Source organism: Kitasatospora sp. NPDC096140 (assembly GCF_040303045.1).
Classification (GTDB): Bacteria; Actinomycetota; Actinomycetes; order Streptomycetales; family Streptomycetaceae; genus Kitasatospora.
This window is the reverse complement of record NZ_JBEOUW010000016.1, coordinates 40,707-58,023: the sequence shown is the minus strand read 5'-3', so window position 1 is coordinate 58,023 and position 17,317 is coordinate 40,707. Positions and strand designations below refer to the sequence as shown.

At 73.2% G+C, this 17,317-nt stretch carries 12 protein-coding genes; 11 read left to right on the top strand and 1 reads right to left on the bottom strand.

Annotation, left to right across the window (positions count from 1 at the left end):
* Positions 1-14 precede the first annotated feature (14 nt).
* On the top strand, positions 15-1,382 hold the full coding sequence (locus ABT048_RS18620) for a DivIVA domain-containing protein (protein WP_350522490.1): 1,368 nt from the start codon (positions 15-17) through the stop codon (positions 1,380-1,382).
* 214 nt (positions 1,383-1,596) lie between these two features.
* On the opposite strand, the gene ileS is transcribed toward ABT048_RS18620, so the two are convergent.
* Positions 1,597-4,779: an isoleucine--tRNA ligase gene (gene ileS, locus ABT048_RS18615; protein ID WP_350522489.1), complete on the bottom strand. Its 3,183-nt coding sequence runs from the start codon at positions 4,777-4,779 to the stop codon at positions 1,597-1,599.
* A 652-nt stretch (positions 4,780-5,431) separates the two neighbouring features.
* Here ileS and ABT048_RS18610 point away from each other — a divergent pair.
* The 10 genes from ABT048_RS18610 to ABT048_RS18565 all read left to right on the top strand — a co-directional run bounded on the left by ABT048_RS18610 (position 5,432) and on the right by ABT048_RS18565 (position 17,235).
* Positions 5,432-5,896, top strand: coding sequence for a TraR/DksA family transcriptional regulator (locus ABT048_RS18610; protein WP_350522488.1), 465 nt, complete (start codon positions 5,432-5,434; stop codon positions 5,894-5,896).
* Between the two features lie 247 nt (positions 5,897-6,143).
* Entirely contained in the window at positions 6,144-6,704 is a 561-nt protein-coding gene (gene lspA / locus ABT048_RS18605) for a signal peptidase II (protein WP_502894028.1), read from the top strand.
* A gap of 61 nt (positions 6,705-6,765) precedes the next feature.
* Positions 6,766-7,704 carry an RluA family pseudouridine synthase gene (locus tag ABT048_RS18600; RefSeq protein WP_350522486.1) on the top strand — a complete coding sequence of 313 codons (939 nt, stop codon included), beginning with the start codon at positions 6,766-6,768 and terminating at the stop codon, positions 7,702-7,704.
* A gap of 1 nt (position 7,705) precedes the next feature.
* The gene (locus ABT048_RS18595) at positions 7,706-8,179 is read left to right on the top strand and encodes a GNAT family N-acetyltransferase (protein ID WP_350522485.1); all 474 of its coding nucleotides are present in this window, start codon (positions 7,706-7,708) and stop codon (positions 8,177-8,179) included.
* A 257-nt stretch (positions 8,180-8,436) separates the two neighbouring features.
* Positions 8,437-11,229, top strand: a complete 2,793-nt coding sequence (locus tag ABT048_RS18590; protein ID WP_350522484.1) for an alpha/beta fold hydrolase — start codon at positions 8,437-8,439, stop codon at positions 11,227-11,229.
* Positions 11,226-12,098: an ABC transporter permease gene (locus ABT048_RS18585; protein ID WP_350522483.1), complete on the top strand. Its 873-nt coding sequence runs from the start codon at positions 11,226-11,228 to the stop codon at positions 12,096-12,098. Before ABT048_RS18590 ends, ABT048_RS18585 begins: the two co-directional genes overlap by 4 nt.
* 13 nt (positions 12,099-12,111) lie before the next feature.
* The gene (locus ABT048_RS18580) at positions 12,112-12,750 is read left to right on the top strand and encodes a dienelactone hydrolase family protein (protein ID WP_350522482.1); all 639 of its coding nucleotides are present in this window, start codon (positions 12,112-12,114) and stop codon (positions 12,748-12,750) included.
* A gap of 595 nt (positions 12,751-13,345) precedes the next feature.
* Positions 13,346-15,073, top strand: coding sequence for a carbamoyltransferase family protein (locus ABT048_RS18575; protein WP_350522481.1), 1,728 nt, complete (start codon positions 13,346-13,348; stop codon positions 15,071-15,073).
* Between the two features lie 181 nt (positions 15,074-15,254).
* Positions 15,255-15,980, top strand: coding sequence for an HAD family hydrolase (locus ABT048_RS18570; protein ID WP_350522480.1), 726 nt, complete (start codon positions 15,255-15,257; stop codon positions 15,978-15,980).
* The gene (locus ABT048_RS18565) at positions 15,973-17,235 is read left to right on the top strand and encodes an MFS transporter (protein WP_350522479.1); all 1,263 of its coding nucleotides are present in this window, start codon (positions 15,973-15,975) and stop codon (positions 17,233-17,235) included. The genes ABT048_RS18570 and ABT048_RS18565 overlap by 8 nt, the downstream gene beginning before the upstream one ends.
* Positions 17,236-17,317 lie beyond the last annotated feature (82 nt).

Below are 17,317 nucleotides of genomic sequence, written 5' to 3'. Positions count from 1 at the left end.
GTTGAGGTGAAGAGATGCCATTGACCCCCGAGGACGTTCGGAACAAGCAGTTCACGACCGTCCGCCTGCGTGAAGGCTATGACGAGGACGAGGTCGATGCCTTCCTCGACGAGGTCGAGGCGGAGCTGACCCGCCTCCTCCGGGAGAACGAGGACCTGCGCGCCAAGCTGGCCGCCGCGACTCGTGCCGCCGCGCAGAACCAGGCCAACCTGCGCAAGGAGCCGCCGCAGGAGGCCCCCCGCCAGGGTGGCGCCCCGGTGCCGGCCGCCATATCCGGCCCGCCGGTCCCCGGCCAGCAGGGCCCGGGCGGCCCGCAGCAGATGGGCCCCGGCGGCCCGCAGCAGATGGGTCCGGGTGGTCCGCAGCAGATGGGCCCCGGTGGCCCGCAGCAGCAGATGGGCAACCAGCCCCTCGGCCTGCCCGCCGGCTCCGCGCCGCAGCTCCCGCCGGCCGGCGGCCCGCAGCAGCAGATGAACCAGACCATGGGCGGCCAGCAGCAGCTGGTCCAGCCGATGGGCGGTCAGATGCTGCAGCCCATGGGCGGCCCCGGTGGCCCGCAGCAGATGGGCAACCCGATGGGCCAGGGCATGGGCCAGGGTATGGGCCAGGGCATGGGTCAGCAGCAGATGCAGCAGATGGGCGGCCCCATGGGCGGCCCGCAGCAGATGGGCGGCCCCATGGGCGCCCCGATGCAGCAGCAGGGTCCCGGTGGCGACAGCGCCGCCCGCGTCCTGGCGCTCGCCCAGCAGACCGCCGACCAGGCGATCTCCGAGGCCCGTTCCGAGGCCAACAAGATCGTCGGCGAGGCGCGCAGCCGCGCCGAGGGCCTGGAGCGCGACGCCCGTGCCAAGGCCGACGCCCTGGAGCGGGACGCGCAGGAGAAGCACCGCGTCGCGATGGGCTCCCTGGAGTCCGCGCGGGCCACGCTGGAGCGCAAGGTCGAGGACCTGCGGGCCTTCGAGCGTGAGTACCGCACGCGCCTGAAGTCGTACCTGGAGACCCAGCTGCGCCAGCTGGAGTCGCAGGCCGACGACTCGCTCGCTCCGCCGCGGATCCCCGCCACCGCGTCGCTGCCGCCGGCGGCCTCGTCGATGACGCCGGCCGGTGCGGGCTCGATGGGCAGCGGTGCGCCGAGCTTCGGTGGCAACCAGCCGTCCTTCGGTGGCAGCTCGCCGTCCTTCGGCGGGAACACCTCCTTCGGTGGCAACGCCCCGGCGCCCAGCTTCGGGCAGTCCAACGGCGGCAACAGCGGTGCTCCGCAGATGCAGCCGGCCGGGATGACCCAGCCGATGGCGGCCGTCCGGCCGCAGCCGCCGCAGCCGATGCAGCAGGCTCCGGCGCCGATGCGGGGCTTCCTGATCGACGAGGACGGCGACAACTGAGGTTGTAGCAGGACCTTCCGAGGGCGCCCCCTCTCCGACTTCCGGGTCGGGGAGGGGGCGCCTTTCGTATGCCCGGGGGAGGGGGTGGGGAGGGGGCGCACCGGGGTCGCCCCCGCGCCCCCGGCGGGGTGGCGAGGGGGAGCGGGGGCGTCGCGGCGGGGCGGGTACGGCGAAGCCGCCGTCCCCCGGGCGGGGACGGCGGCTTCGTCGGGGGTCAGGCCTTGCGGAGCTGGAAGGCGAGGCCCAGGGACTCGTCGGTGAAGGTCTCGGAGTCCCAGTCGGCCGTACCGGCGGCGAAGTCGGTGGCGAGGACCTCCTCGGCGACCAGGGGACCGTGTTCGGCGATGGCCTCGGCGGTCTCCTCCGTGGTGGCGCGCCAGCGCAGAACGATGCGGTCGGCGACGTCCAGGCCGGAGTTCTTGCGGGCCTCCTGGATCTGGCGAATGGCGTCGCGGGCGACGCCGAGGCGCTTGAGCTCCGGGGTGATGGCCAGGTCGAGGGCGACGGTGGCGCCGGACTCGTTGGCGACGGCCCAGCCCTCGCGCGGGGTCTCGGTGATGATCACCTCGTCCGGGGAGAGGGTGACCGTCTCGCCGTTCAGCTCGACCGAGGTCCGGCCGTCGGCGCGCAGTTCGGCGGCCAGGCGGGCGGCGTCGGTGGCGGCGACCGCCTTGGCGACGTCCTGCACGCCCTTGCCGAAGCGCTTGCCCAGCGCGCGGAAGTTGGCCTTGGCGCTGGTGTCGACCAGCGAGCCCCCGACCTCCGCCAGGGACTCCAGGGTGGAGACGTTGAGCTCCTCGGCGATCTGCGCGCGCAGGTCGGCGGGCAGCTCCTCCCAGCCCTGGGCCGCGATCAGCGCGCGGGAGAGCGGCTGACGGGTCTTCACGCCGGACTCGGCGCGGGTGGCCCGGCCGAGTTCCACCAGGCGGCGGACCAGCGCCATGTGGCGGGAGAGGTCGGCGTCGATCAGCGACTCGTCCGCCTGCGGCCAGGTGGCCAGGTGGACCGAGGCCGGGGCGTCGGCGACGACCGGGACGACCAGGTCCTGCCAGACCTGCTCGGTGATGAACGGGGTGAGCGGGGCCATCAGGCGGGTGACGGTCTCCAGCGCCTCGTGCAGGGTGGCCAGCGCGGCGGCGTCGCCCTGCCAGAAGCGGCGGCGGCCGCGGCGGACGTACCAGTTGGACAGGTCGTCGACGAAGCCGGAGAGCAGCTTGCCGGCGCGCTGGGTGTCGTACGCCTCGAAGGCCGCGTCGACCTCGCGGACCAGGGTGTTCAGCTCGGAGAGCACCCAGCGGTCCAGCTGCGGGCGGTCGGCCGGGGCCGGGTCGCTCGCGGACGGCGCCCAGTTCGAGGTGCGGGCGTACAGGGCCTGGAAGGCGACGGTGTTCCAGTAGGTGAGGAGGGTCTTGCGGACCACCTCCTGGATGGTGCCGTGGCCGACCCGGCGGGCGGACCAGGGCGAGCCGCCGGCCGCCATGAACCAGCGGACGGCGTCCGCGCCGTGCTGGTCCATCAGCGGGATCGGCTGCAGGATGTTGCCCAGGTGCTTGGACATCTTGCGGCCGTCCTCGGCCAGGATGTGGCCCAGGCAGACGACGTTCTCGTAGCTGTTCCTGTCGAACACCAGGGTGCCGACCGCCATCAGCGTGTAGAACCAGCCGCGGGTCTGGTCGATCGCCTCGGAGATGAACTGCGCCGGGTAGCGCTTCTCGAACAGCTCCTTGTTCTGGTACGGGTAGCCGTACTGGGCGAAGGGCATCGAGCCCGAGTCGTACCAGGCGTCGATGACCTCGGGCACGCGGGTGGCGGTGCCGCCGCAGTCGCGGCAGGCGAAGGTCACCGCGTCGATGTACGGGCGGTGCGGGTCGAGGCCGCTCTGGTCGGTGCCGGTGAGCTCGGTCAGCTCGGCCAGCGAGCCGACGCAGGTGAGGTGGCCCTCCTCGCAGCGCCAGATCGGCAGCGGGGTGCCCCAGTAGCGGTTGCGGCTGAGCGCCCAGTCGATGTTGTTGTTCAGCCAGTCGCCGAAGCGGCCGTGCTTGACCGTCTCCGGGAACCAGTTGGTGGCCTCGTTCTCGCGGATCAGCGCGTCCTTGACGGCGGTGGTCCGGATGTACCAGGACGGCTGCGCGTAGTAGAGCAGGGCGGTGTGGCAGCGCCAGCAGTGCGGGTAGCTGTGCTCGTACGGCAGGTGGCGGAAGAGCAGGCCGCGCTCCTTGAGGTCCGCGACCAGGGCCTCGTCGGCCTTCTTGAAGAACTGGCCGCCGACCAGCGGGACCTCGGGGGCGAAGGTGCCGTCGGCCAGCACCGGGTTGACCACCGGCAGGCCGTACTTGCGGCAGGTCGCGAGGTCGTCCGCGCCGAAGGCGGGGGACTGGTGGACGATGCCGGTGCCGTCCTCGGTGGTGACGTAGTCGGCGTTGAGGACGTAGTGCGCGTTCTCGATCTCGACCAGGTCGAAGGGGCGGCGGTAGGACCAGCGCTCCATCTCGGCACCGGTGAAGGACTCGCCGGTGGCCTCCCAGCCCTCGCCGAGGGCCTTGGCGAGCAGCGGCTCGGCCACGACCAGCTGCTCGTCGCCGTCGGTGGCCACCACGTAGGTGACCTCGGGGTGGACGGCGGCGGCGGTGTTGGAGACCAGGGTCCACGGGGTGGTCGTCCAGACCAGCAGCGCGGCCCGGCCGGCCAGCGGGCCGCCGGTCAGCGGGAAGCGGACGAAGACCGAGGGGTCGACCACGGTCTCGTAGCCCTGGGCCAGCTCGTGGTCGGACAGGCCGGTGCCGCAGCGCGGGCACCAGGGGGCGACCCGGTGGTCCTGGACCAGCAGGCCCTTGTCGAAGATCTGCTTGAGCGACCACCAGACGGACTGGACGTACGACGGGTCCATCGTCCGGTAGGCCTCGTCGAGGTCGACCCAGTACCCCATGCGGGTGGTCAGCTCGGCGAAGGCGTCGGTGTGGCGGGTCACCGAGTCGCGGCACTTGGCGTTGAACTCGGCGATGCCGTACGCCTCGATGTCCTGCTTGCCGGAGAAGCCCAGCTCCTTCTCGACGGCGAGCTCGACCGGGAGGCCGTGGCAGTCCCAGCCGGCCTTGCGGGCGACGTGGTAGCCCTTCATCGTCCGGTAGCGCGGGAAGACGTCCTTGAAGACGCGGGCCTCGATGTGGTGGGCGCCGGGCATGCCGTTGGCGGTCGGCGGGCCCTCGTAGAACACCCACTCGGGGCGGCCCTCGGACTGTTCCAGACTGCGCTGGAAGATCTTGTTGTCCTGCCAGAACGACAGGATCCGGTGCTCCAGGGCAGGCAGGTCCACCTGCGCCGGGACGGGGTGGTACAGAGACCCCGCGCGCAGCGCGTCGTTGGAAGGGCGGTCGTGGGTGACGGGTTGGGAGCTCATCGCGGGCGTCTACCTCCGGCGGATGCTGTGACTGGATCCTCCGGAGGGACGAGACGGCCGGGCCGCCCCGCGGTACCACCCTCCTTGGCCGCGGTGGTGCGTTCGCGGCCCTCTTGTTTGGGCTTGCTGCCGGGTCTAGTGGACCGCTGCGGGCTCCGCGGCGGCCGTTCTTCCGGCGGCTCCGGGGTGATCTTCCCGCCGTGCACACCCCCGGGCTCGCACCGTCCCCGGGTCGCTGGTGGCTGCGTACGTCGGTACTCGTCCCATCTGCGCCTTGCAGGGCCAGTGTATCGGCCGGGCGAGTCGGTTTGTCCAAACCGTTTCGGGCGGGCGGCTGTCCGGGCGGACGGCGGGGCTGGTCAGGGCGGTCGTCGGGGTCGTGGTTAGGCGGGGGTGATCTGGGCACAACCCTGTCAGCGCGGGGCGTGGCGGCCGTGGCGGCTGCCTGGGTGGGATCGTTGCGAGGCGTCGGTATGTCATGTTGTGACCGGTTTTGATCGGGATTATCGTTCCGGCACTGGAAGCCGCCGGGAACCGGCGGCTCGATTCGTTCGTAGATGGGGTCGAAGCCATGGCTGAGAAGGGAACCGGCGCGGGTACCGCCACCAAGCGGGCACGCAAGGCCGTGGCGGTCGATCCAGGGGAGGGGACCGTGACCACTACCGCACCGAAGTCCAGCACCGACACCGTCACCGTGCCGCGCGGGGCCGAGTCCGTGGACCCGGCCACGCTGCCGGTCCTGCCCGGCGAGGACCCGTGGACCACCGAGGAGGTCCACGAGCTGCACGACGAGCTGATCAGCGAGCTGGAGCGGCTGCAGAACGAGATCGGGGCCGCCGAGGCGGCCATCTCCGGCCTGATGCGCGACTCCAACGACGGGGCCGGCGACGACCAGGTGGACGCCGGGACGAAGAACATCTCGCGGGAGAGCGAGCTGGCGCTGGCCAACAACGCGCGCGACAGCCTCGCCCAGACCGAGCGTGCGCTGGGCCGGCTGGAGGGCGTCGGCTTCGGCATCTGCGAGTCCTGCGGCAAGGCCATCGGCAAGGCCCGGATGCAGGCCTTCCCACGGGCGACGCTGTGCGTGCCGTGCAAGACCAAGCAGGAACGCCGCTGAACCGGCCGCCGAACCGGGCGGCCGGAGCGACGCGCGGGGTCGGGCTTGCCGTACGCTCGACCCCGTAGTGTCGCCTGACGCGTCCGCACCGGCTGCGGACGGGCCCAGGCGGTCACCGGCCCACCACCCTCCCCCACCTACGGCCGGGGGAGCTCCATCGGCAGCGGAGCGGATCATCAGTACGCAAGGTTCCCCCCAGACCCGGGACGAAGCCGTCCCGTCCCCCGCCGATGCCGTGGAGGTGCCCGTGGCCGAGCCGACCGAGGCGGCGTCCGTGGACGAACCGGCGGCGGCGGAGAAGCCCAAGGGGCCGCGGCGGATCGGTGTGCTGCTGGTCGTCGCGGTGCTCGCCTTCCTGATCGACCTCGGCAGCAAGCTGCTGGTCGTCGCCCGACTGGAGAACCACTCGGCGATCAAGGTGATCGGGGACGTCGTCACCTTCCAGGTGATCCGCAACTCCGGCGCGGCCTTCGGGATGGGGCAGGCGCTGACCGTCGTCTTCACGATGATCGCCTCCGCCGTCATCGTGGTGATCTGGCGGATCGCCCGACGGCTGTACAGCCTGCCGTGGGCGATCGCGCTCGGGCTGCTGCTGGGCGGGGCGCTCGGCAACCTCACCGACCGGCTGTTCCGCTCGCCGGGCGTCTTCCGCGGGCACGTCGTGGACTTCATCTCCGTCCAGCACTTCGCCGTCTTCAACCTCGCGGACTCGGCGATCGTCTGCGGCGGGATCCTGGTCGTACTGCTCTCCTTCCGGGGCAGCAACCCGGACGGGACCGTCCACCAGCAGGGCGGCAAGGGCGAGTAGCCCCGGCGGGCGGGGAGCACGGCGCGCGGGGGCGGGCCGTGTTTCCGGCATACTCGTACGGGTGAGTACCGCAGCGCAGATCCGAAGCCTCCCCGTTCCCGACGGCCTGGAGGGCGAGCGTCTCGACGCCGCCCTGTCCCGGATGTTCGGCTTCTCCCGGACCAAGGCCGCCGAACTGGCCGCCGAAGGCAAGGTGACGCTCGACGGCGCCACGGCCGGCAAGTCGGACCGGGTGACCGCCGGTTCCTGGCTGGAGGTCGAGATCCCCGCCCCCGCCGCCCCGGTGCAGGTCGTCGCCGAGCACGTCGAGGGCATGCGGATCGTCCACGACGACGAGGACATCGTGCTGGTCGACAAGCCGGTCGGCGTCGCCGCGCACCCCAGCCCCGGCTGGACCGGCCCCACCGTGATCGGCGGGCTCGCCGCGGCCGGGTACCGGATCTCCACCTCGGGGGCGGCCGAGCGGCAGGGCATCGTGCACCGGCTGGACGTCGGCACCTCGGGCCTGATGGTCGTCGCCAAGTCCGAGCGCGCGTACACCGACCTCAAGCGGCAGTTCCACGACCGGATCACCGACAAGCGGTACCACACGCTGGTCCAGGGGCACCCGGACCCGATGAGCGGGACCGTGGACGCGCCGATCGGGCGGCACCCCAGCTCGGACTGGAAGTGGGCGGTGACCCGGGAAGGCAAGCCGTCCGTCACGCACTACGACCTGATCGAGGCGTACCGGGCCGCGTCGCTGCTGGCGATCAAGCTGGAGACCGGGCGCACCCACCAGATCCGCGTCCACATGTCCGCGCTGCGCCACCCCTGCGTGGGCGACCTGACGTACGGCGCCGACCCGACGCTGGCCAAGCGGCTCGGGCTGGGCCGGCAGTGGCTGCACGCGGTGTCGCTCGGCTTCGAGCACCCGGCGGACGGGCAGTGGGTCGAGTTCTCCAGCGAGTACCCGGCGGACCTGCAGGACGCCCTGGACGTCATCGCGGCGGAGAGCTGACATGGGCGCCGAGTCGGGCGTCGCCATTCGGGTGGCCGAGGGCGAGGCGGACCTGGCGCTGGTGCGGGAGGTCCGGCGGGAGGTGTTCATCGTCGAGCAGAACGTGCCGGAGGAGCTGGAGTACGACCGGTACGACGGCACCTCGGTGCACCTGCTCGCGGTCGGGCCCGACGGGGCCGGGCTGGGGACCGGGCGGCTGATCTTCGGCGAGCAGGCGCGCGAGCTGACCGGCGGCGTCGAGGGGCGGGTGCTGCTCGGGCGGCTCGCCGTACTGCCCGTGGCCCGGGGGACCGGGCTGGGCGCGGAGCTCGTGCGGGCGATCGAGGCCGCGGGCGCGGAGCGCGGGGCCTCGCAGGTGGAGCTGCACGCGCAGGTGCAGGCGCTCGGGTTCTACGAGCGGCTGGGATACGTGGCGGAGGGCCCGGTGTACGACGACGCCGGGATCCCGCACCGGACGATGACGCGGCAGCTGTAGGCACGCGGGGCGGCGGCGCCGGACCTTCGGGGCCCGGCCCGGCAGGCCCCGTCCGCTGTGCGCTGATCCCCGCGCCCCTCTTCGGGGCGCGGGGATCCCTGCGTTCGGGGCCGGCGGTTCGGGGGTCGGCGGTTCGGGGGTGACGCTTCGGGGCGGCGGTCCGGGGGCCGCGTTCGCGGGGTGTTCGTCGCCCGGCCCGGCGAGCGCTGCCCGCCCTTATTCGGCGCCTACCCGGGCGGCGGATACGATCAGCGCCCATGGAGTTCGGTGGGGCATGGCGTCGGTGGCGCGGCCGGGGCACGACCGTCAGGCGCAGGGTGCTGGCCGGTGCGGTGGCCCTGGTGGCGGTGGCCGCGGTCGGTACGGCGACGGTGGCGTCCGGCGGTGAGCAGACGGTCCGTGAGGAGGACCGTTTCCTCAGCATGCCGGAGACGCCCGGCAGCGCGCAGCAGGTCCAGCTGGACACCTCGTTCTTCACCGCCGGCAGCGGTCCGCGCCCGGCGGTGCTGCTCGCGCACGGCTTCGGCGGCTCCAAGGAGGGCGAGCGCGATCGCGCCCGGCAGCTCGCCCGGCAGGGCTACGCGGTACTGACCTGGTCGGCGCGCGGGTTCGGACGCTCGGGCGGCAAGATCGGCCTCAACGCGCCCGACCGCGAGGTCGAGGACGTCCGGCACCTGGTGGACTGGCTGGCCCAGCGGCCCGAGGTGAAGCTCGACGGCGCGGGCGACCCGAAGGTCGGCATCACCGGAGCCTCGTACGGCGGGGCGATCTCGCTGCTGGCCTCCGCGTACGACCCCCGGATCGACGCGGTGGCCACCCAGATCACCTGGTGGAACCTGGCGGACGCGCTGTTCCCGCAGGGTGTGCAGGGCTCGGGCGCGGCGGACGGCGTGTTCAAGAAGCTGTGGGCCGGGATCTTCTTCACCACCGGCTCGGCGGCCCCCGGTTCGGCGGGCAGCCTCGGGCCGTCCGGCGGTGCGCCGCGCGAGAGCGGCGAGCCGAAGCCGGTGGCGGACGGGGACGCCGGCTGCGGGCGGTTCCTGGAGTCGCTCTGCCGGATGTACGACCGGGTCGCGACCGCCGGGCACGCCGACCCGGAGGCCGTCGCGCTGCTGGACCGCTCCAGCCCGTCCTCGGTGGCGGACCGGCTCAAGGCGCCCACGCTGGTGGTGCAGGGCCAGCAGGACTCGCTGTTCCCGCTCGACCAGGGCGACCGGATCGCGCAGGCGATCGCCGGCAACGGCGCGCCCGTGGCGGTGGACTGGTTCGCCGGCGGGCACGACGGCGGGACGGACACCAGCGCGCGGGTCGACGACCGGGTGACGGCCTGGTTCGACCACTACCTCCGGGGACAGGGGAACGACACCGGGCCGGACTTCCGGGTGACCCGGACCGGCGGGGTCGACTCGACCGGCTTCCAGGCCGTGCTGCGCGGGGCCACCGCCGACCGGTACCCGGGACTCGGCGGGACCGGCTCGCGTTCCGTCGAGCTGGCCGGCGGGGAGAAGACCGTGGCCAACCCGCCCGGCGGGGCGCCGCCGGGGATCTCGACGCTGCCGGGCATCGGCGCGCTCAGCCAGGCGGCCTCGCTGGGCGCCGGACTGTCGCTGGACTTCCCCGGGCAGAGCGCCGCCTTCGACTCGGCGCCGCTGGACTCGCCGCTGCACCTGACCGGGCAGCCGACCGTGCCGGTACGGGTGACGGCGGACCGGCCGGACGCGGTGCTGTTCGCGAAGCTGTACGACGTCGGGCCGGACGGCAAGGCGGTGCTGCCGCAGCAACTGGCCGCGCCGCTGCGGGTCACCGGCGCGGACGCGGGGCCGACGGTCACCGTGGCGCTGCCGACGGTGGACCACACCTTCCCCGCCGGACACCGGCTGCGGCTGGTGCTGGCGAGCACCGACCTCGCGTACGCCTCGCCCGTCGAGCCCGCCACCTACCGGGTCGCGCCGGCCGGGGCGGTCACCGCGCCGACCGTCGAGGAACTGGTCACCGAGGCGGCGCCGCTGCCCGCGCGGACCTGGCTGCTGCCGGTGGCCGCCGTGGTGGTGGCCGCGGGCCTGGTGCTGGCGCCGCGGCTGCGGCGTCGGCGGGCGGCCGGCGGGCCGGAGTTCGATCCGGAGCTGACCGCCGTGCCGCTGCTGATCAGCGGGCTGAGCAAGCGCTACAAGGGCTCCCAGGACCGCTACGCCGTACGGGAGCTGGGCTTCCGGGTGGAGCAGGGGCAGGTGCTCGGGCTGCTCGGACCGAACGGCGCGGGCAAGACCACCACGCTGCGGATGCTGATGGGTCTGATCCGGCCGGACGCCGGGGAGATCCGGATCTTCGGGCACCTGGTGCGGCCCGGTGCGCCCGTGCTGTCGAGGGTCGGGGCGTTCGTGGAGGGCGCGGGCTTCCTGCCGCACCTCACCGGGCGGGCCAACCTGCGGCTGTACTGGCAGGCGACCGGGCGGCCGGAGGCCGACGCCCGCTTCGACGAGGCACTGGCCATCGCGGGGCTCGGCGAGGCGCTGGACCGGGCGGTCCGGACGTACTCGCAGGGCATGCGGCAGCGGCTGGCGATCGCGCAGGCGATGCTCGGGATGCCGGACCTGCTGATCCTCGACGAGCCGACCAACGGGCTGGACCCGCCGCAGATCCGCGAGATGCGCGAGGTGATGATCCGCTACGCGGCGGGCGGGCGGACGGTGATCGTTTCGAGTCACCTGCTGTCCGAGGTCGAGCAGAGCTGTACGGACCTGGTCGTGATGGACCGCGGGCGGCTCGTCACGACCGGCGCGGTCGGTGAGATCGTCGGGTCGTCGGAGCTGCTGATGATCGGCGTCGCCGGTTCGTACGACCCGGAGTCGGCCGCCGAGAAGGTCGCCGCGCTGGCCGGCGTCGGCTCGGCGGAGGCCGTCGAGGGCGGACTGCTGGTCCGGCTGGACGGGCTGGCGGCGAGCGAACTGCTCGCGGAGCTGGTGCGGCTGGGGGTGCCGGTGGAGAGCGCCGGACCGCAGCGGCGGTTGGAGGACGCGTTCCTGTCGTTGATCGGAGGTGGTGCGGGATGAGTGCGGTCTCTGAGACTTCCGCGGTCTCGAAGGACCACGCGGAGGGGTACCGGGCGGGCCGGACGCTGCCGCTGCGGGTGGAGGCGATGCGGCAGCTGCGGCGCCGCCGCACCCTGGTGATCGGCGCGGTGCTGGCCGTCCTGCCGTTCGTCATCCTGGCCGCGTTCCAGATCGGCGGCAGCCCGGGCCGACCGGACCGGACCACCTTCATCGAGCTGGCCACCGCGTCGGGGGCCAACTTCGCCGTCACCATGCTGTTCGTCGGCACCGGCTTCATGCTGGTGATCCCGGTCGCACTGTTCTGCGGGGACACCGTCGCCTCGGAGGCCAGCTGGTCCTCACTGCGGTACCTGCTGGCCGCGCCGGTGCCCCGGGCCCGGCTGCTGGTGCGCAAGTTCGCCGTCGGGCTGGCGTTCTCGGCGGTCGCGATCGTCATGCTGCCCGCGATCGGACTGGTCGTCGGGACGGCCGCCTACGGGTGGGGCGACCTCAAGCTGCCCGCCGGGGCCAGCCTGCCCGCCGGAGAGGCGCTGCCCCGGATCGCGATCGCGGTGGCCTTCGTCTTCCTGAGCGAGATCGTGATCGCGGCGCTGGCGTTCTGGCTGTCCACGGCGACCGACGCGCCCCTGGGCGCGGTGGGCGGCGCGGTGTTCGTGTCGATCATCACCGGGGTGCTGGACGCCGTCACCGCGCTCGGGGACCTGCGGGAGTGGCTGCCCGCCCACTGGCAGTACGCGTGGGCGGACGCGCTGCAGCCCCAGCTGGAGTGGGGCGGGATGCTGCAGGGCGTCTCGCTGTCGCTCTCGTACGCGGCGGTGCTGCTGGCGCTGGCGTTCCGGGGCTTCGCCCGCAAGGACGTGGTGTCGTAACGGCGGGTCGGGCATGGGGGATCATGGGTGGGTAGCCGACTCACCTGCCGAAGGACCCGGAACCGTGGCCCAGATCGTCCTCTTCCACTCCGCCTACGGGCTGCGCCCCGCCGTGCACGCCGCCGCCGACCGGCTGCGCGCCGCCGGGCACACCGTGCACACGCCGGACCTGTTCGAGGGGCGGACCTTCGACTCGATCGAGGACGGGCAGGCGTACCAGGAGGAGGCCGGGGGCAGCGAGGAGATGCTGCGCCGGGCGGTGACGGCCGCCGCGCCGCACTCCGAGACCGGGCTGGTGTACGCCGGCTTCTCGCTCGGCGGCGCGATCGCGCAGAACCTGGCGCTGGCCGACGAGAAGGCGCGCGGGCTGCTGCTCCTGCACGGCACCTCGGACCTGCGGGAGGACGCCGCCACCGAGATCCCGGTGCAGCTGCACATCGCGGAGCCGGACCCGTTCGAGCCGGAGGACTGGCTGAACGCCTGGTACCTGCGGATGCGGCGGGCCGGCGCGGAGGTGGAGGTGCACCGCTACCGGGGCGCCGGGCACCTGTTCACCGACCCGGAGCTGCCGGACCACGACGCGCAGGCGGCGGAGCGGGCCTGGGCGGCGTCGCTGGACTTCCTCGCGGAGCTGGACGGCCAGGAGGGCTGACGGCCCGGGTGGGGGGCCCGGGCGAGCGGCTCGGGCGAGCGGCCTGGGTGAGCGGACGGGTTGAGCAGCCCGGCGGCGGGAACCGTGGCCCGGCCGCGGGTGCCGCGGGTAGGGCCGGATCGAGGCGGAGGGCCTCGGTCCGGCCCTCGGTGTTTCCGGGGCGGACGTCGCAGGGCCGGGCGTTGCCGACGGTGCGGTGCTGATGGTGCGTCATGTCACCTGTGGTGCCGGTGTGGTGGGGAGTCGGCGGGACGGCCGGGAGGCGGCGGAAGTGCCGGTCGGGCGCCGTCCGTGGACCGGAAAGACTGTTTCCGGACAGCTACCCACAGTGATCAAGGGGGTTGTGGTCCAGACCTCTTGTCGGGCATATGCCATCCGGCCAGCAGGGATGATCACGCTACGAACTGTTGTTAACCGGACGGCCGTCCCGGCGTCACCGTCCGACGGCCGGTCAGGTTGACCGGATTCCCCACGGCGTCGTTGATCTCCCGGGAAACCTCTCCATAGAGTCGCGGTGCACTCCAGCCTCACCAGCTCGCAAATCCGTGGAAATGCCGTCGGGCCATTTCCTGCGACTCAAGCATCGGAGCGGCACATGCTCGTTCTCGGAATCACCAACAACGACCTGGCCGGCGCCTGCCTGGTCCAGGACGGTACGGTCGTCGCGGCCGTCAGCGAGGAGCGCTTCTCCCGGGTCAAGGACCACAAGACCTGGCCGGAGCAGTCGATCGACTACGTCCTGAAGGAGGCCGGCGTCAGCCTTTCCGATGTCGACCGGGTGGCCTACGGATGGCAGGCGGGATTCAGCGCCGAAAAGCACCTGTTGCTCTACGTGGACCGAATTTCGGAGGAGGCCAGGCTTCGCCCGGAGGCGCTTCCGCACCTCCGCAAGCGGATATCCGACGAAATTCTGAACGACCGCGAGAAGCGCGGCGAGTTCGATGCCTTCATCGAGGAGAACGGACTGCGCGGCAAGGTGGTTCACGTCGACCACCACGAGTCGCACGGCCTGGGCGCCTTCCTCTGCTCCCCGTTCGACGACGCCCTCGTGGTCACCTGCGACGGCCGGGGGGACTTCCAGTCCCTGACCGTCACGCACTACTTCCCCGGCGGCGAGGAGGTGCTCCAGCGCGAGACCTCGATCGACAGCCTCGGCTACTTCTACGGCCGGATCACCAAGCTGCTCGGCTTCCGGCCCAACCGCCACGAGGGCAAGATCACCGGCCTCGCCGCCAACGGGGACCCGGAGAAGCTGCTCCCGCTGATGCGGCGCATGATCGACGTCGAGGAGAACGGCGCCATCCGGGCCCGCTGCGGCGACTGGTACCAGCCGTCCTACCAGGGCTACTCCGAGGAGTTGCTGGCCGAGATCGCCACCCACGAGCCGGCCGACGTCGCGGCGGCGGCCCAGCGGCACGTGGAGAACCTGCTGACCGCCGTGGTCGCGCGGCACATCGGCCGGGCGCCGAGCGGGAACGTCTGCCTGTCCGGCGGGGTGTTCGCCAACGTCAAGCTCAACCAGCGGATCTTCGAGACCGAGGGCGTGCGGAACGTCTACGTGCTGCCGCCGATGGGTGACGGCGGGCTGCCGCTGCAGACCGCCGTGATCGTGGCCCACCGGGAGACCGGCGAGCGCCCGCGGGTGCCCTCGATGGCGCTCGGGCCGGACGCGGCGATCTCCGAGGGCCGGTTGGACGAGATCCTGCGGGACTACCCCGAGCTGCGCTACCGCCGGCTCGGCGAGTCCATGCAGGACGTCCTGCTCGCCGCGCTGGACGCGGACCAGGTCATCGGCACCTACCGCGGCCGGATGGAGTTCGGCCCGCGCGCCCTCGGCCGGCGCAGCGTCATCTACGGCACCGCTGACGTGACCATGAACGACTGGCTCAACAAGCGCCTGAACCGTACCGAGTTCATGCCCTTCGCGCCGATCACCGCCGAGGACCTGGCGGCCGACTGCTACGTGGGCTGGGAGCCGGAGCAGCCGGCCGCGCTGTTCATGACCATCACCTACGACTGCCACGAGCCGTTCGCCAAGGCCTGCCCGGCGGTGGTGCACGTCGACAACACCGCTCGGCCGCAGATCGTCCGCTCCCAGGACGACCCGTTCCTGCACGGCCTGCTGATGGCCTGGTACGACCGCAGCGGCCAGGCGGCGCTGGTGAACACCTCGTTCAACAAGCACGAGGAGCCGATCGTCGGGTCGCACCGCGACGCGCTGGACCCGCTGGCCGACGAGGTGATCGACCTGCTGCTGGTGGACGACGTGTACCTGGTCTGGAAGGACTCCGCCGACGGCTTCATGGCGCGGCAGGCGGGCTAGGCCGGAGCCCGGAGCCCGGAGCCCGGAGCCCGGAGCCCGGAGCTCCGGGCCCCGGGTGGCCGGGGCCGGGTCGGTCGGGTGGGCGGATTCTCGCGGTGAGGTCTAGTCCAGTTGACCGTCCGGCCGATGGGAGTTGAACTGTCGTCAGACCGTATGGTGCGAAAGCCGAGTGAGGAGACCGATGCAGCCGCAAGCCGGAACGCGGTACGAGGTCGAGGCCGTCGTCTTCGACATGGACGGGGTCCTGATCGACTCAAGGCCCGTGATCGAGGAGGCGTGGCGGACGGTGGCCCGGCGCCACGGCCGGGTGCTGGCCGACCCGGAGGTCGAGGAGTACGTCCACGGGCGGACCGGCGACCAGACGGTGCGGCTGATCTTCCCGGACCACTCGGACGCCGACCGGAAGGCCATCTGGGCCGAGGTGGACACCGTCGAGGAGGAGGCCCCCTACCGGGCCGTCGCCGGTGCGGACGGGCTCGCCACCCGGCTCTGGCGCGCGGGTGTGCCGATCGGCCTGGCCACCAGCAGCTGGACCCGGAAGATCGACAACGCGCTGGGCGGGCTCGGCCTGCTCGACGTCTTCCGGGTGCGGGTCACCCGGGACGACGTTGAGCGGGGCAAGCCGCACCCGGACCCGTACCTGGCGGCCTGCCGGGGGCTCGGGATCCGGCCGCAGCGCGCGCTGGTCTTCGAGGACTCGGTCAGCGGGGTGCGCTCGGCCGTCGCCGCCGGGTCGGTGTGCGTCGGGATCGGCGGGCCGGCCCTGGTCGAGGCCGGCGCGGTGGTCGCGGTGCCGGACTTCACCGCGTTGCTGGTGGAGCACGGCGGCGCCGGCGGGGCGATCACGCTGACCGACCCGGACGGGCGGGTCACCGTGGCGCTCGCGGTCGGACCCGACGGTGACTGAGCTGCGCCGGGCCGAGTCCACCCCCGCCCTCGTCGACACCGCGCCGGGACCGGCGGCGGGGGAGGAGCCGGCCGCGACGCCGGTGATGGCCGGGTCGGCGGCGGTCTCGGCGTTCTGCGTCTTCCTCGTCCTGGGTGTGCTCACCGCCTCGCTCGGCGCCTCGCTCCCGTTCCTGCGGGAGCGGTTCGGCGCCGAGCACGAGGTCGGGCGGGTGGTCTCCGCGTACAACCTCGGGGCGCTCGCGGCGACGGTGTGCATCGGGCTGCTCGGGCGGCGGCTGAACGTCCGGGCGGCCCCGCCCGTCCTGCTCGCGGTCTTCGCGGCGGGCGCCGCGGGGATGGCGGCCAGTCCGGGCTGGACCGCCTACCTCTGCTGCGCGGCGGTCACCGGCATCGGCTACGGCGGGCTGGCGCTCACCCTGAACACGGCGTTCGCGCGCGGGTTCGCCGGGAACAGCGTGGTGATGGTCAACCGGCTGAACGCGGTCTTCGGGATCGGCGCGATGCTGGGCCCGCTGGCCGCGGGGGCCGTCGGGCACACGGACATCCGGCTGCTCGCGCTGGCGGCGGCGGTGTGCGCGCTGCCGTGCTTCCTGGTCGGACGCGCGGGGGCGGTGCTCGCGGCGCCCGGAGCCGCGACCGGTGCGGACGGCGACGCGGGCGGGACCACGGGCGGGGACGCGGGCGGGAATGTGGATGGTAGCGGGGGCCAACGTGCCTGGATCGGGCTGGAGTTGCTCCCGTTCCTGCTGGTCGGCCTGGTGTACGCGGGCATGGAGACCAGCATCGGCACCTGGCAGTCGACCCAGCTGGTGCGCGACGGCTGGAGCACGCAGGCCGCGACGACGGCGGCCTCGGGATTCTGGGCCGGGATGGCCGTCGGGCGGCTGGTCGTCCCGCAGTTGACCAGGCGGCTGCCGGGCCGGACCACCTTGCCGGCCTACCTGGCCGCCGGGCTCGGCGCGCTCGCGCTGGCCGCCGTGCCGCACCTCGCGGTGGTGGCCTACCCGCTGGCCGGGCTGGCGCTGGCGCCCGTGCTGCCGACCCTGATCGCCTGGGTCTCCGGCGTGGCCGCGGTGCCGCAGCAGGCGACCTCGGTGCTGACGCTCTGCTGCATGCTCGGCAACGCCGTCGTACCGGCGGTGGTGGGGGCGCTCGGCGGGTCGGGCGGGGCGGTGGTGATCCCGCTGGTGCTGGCCGGGGCGTGCCTGCTCTGCCTCGGGCTCGCGCTGTGGCTGCGGGCCGCCCGGCGGTAGGCCGTAGGGCGGCCGTAGAGGTACGTGGGCGGACGGGCGGTGCCGGTGCGCAGGAGGTCGGACGGGCCGACTTCCTGCGTAT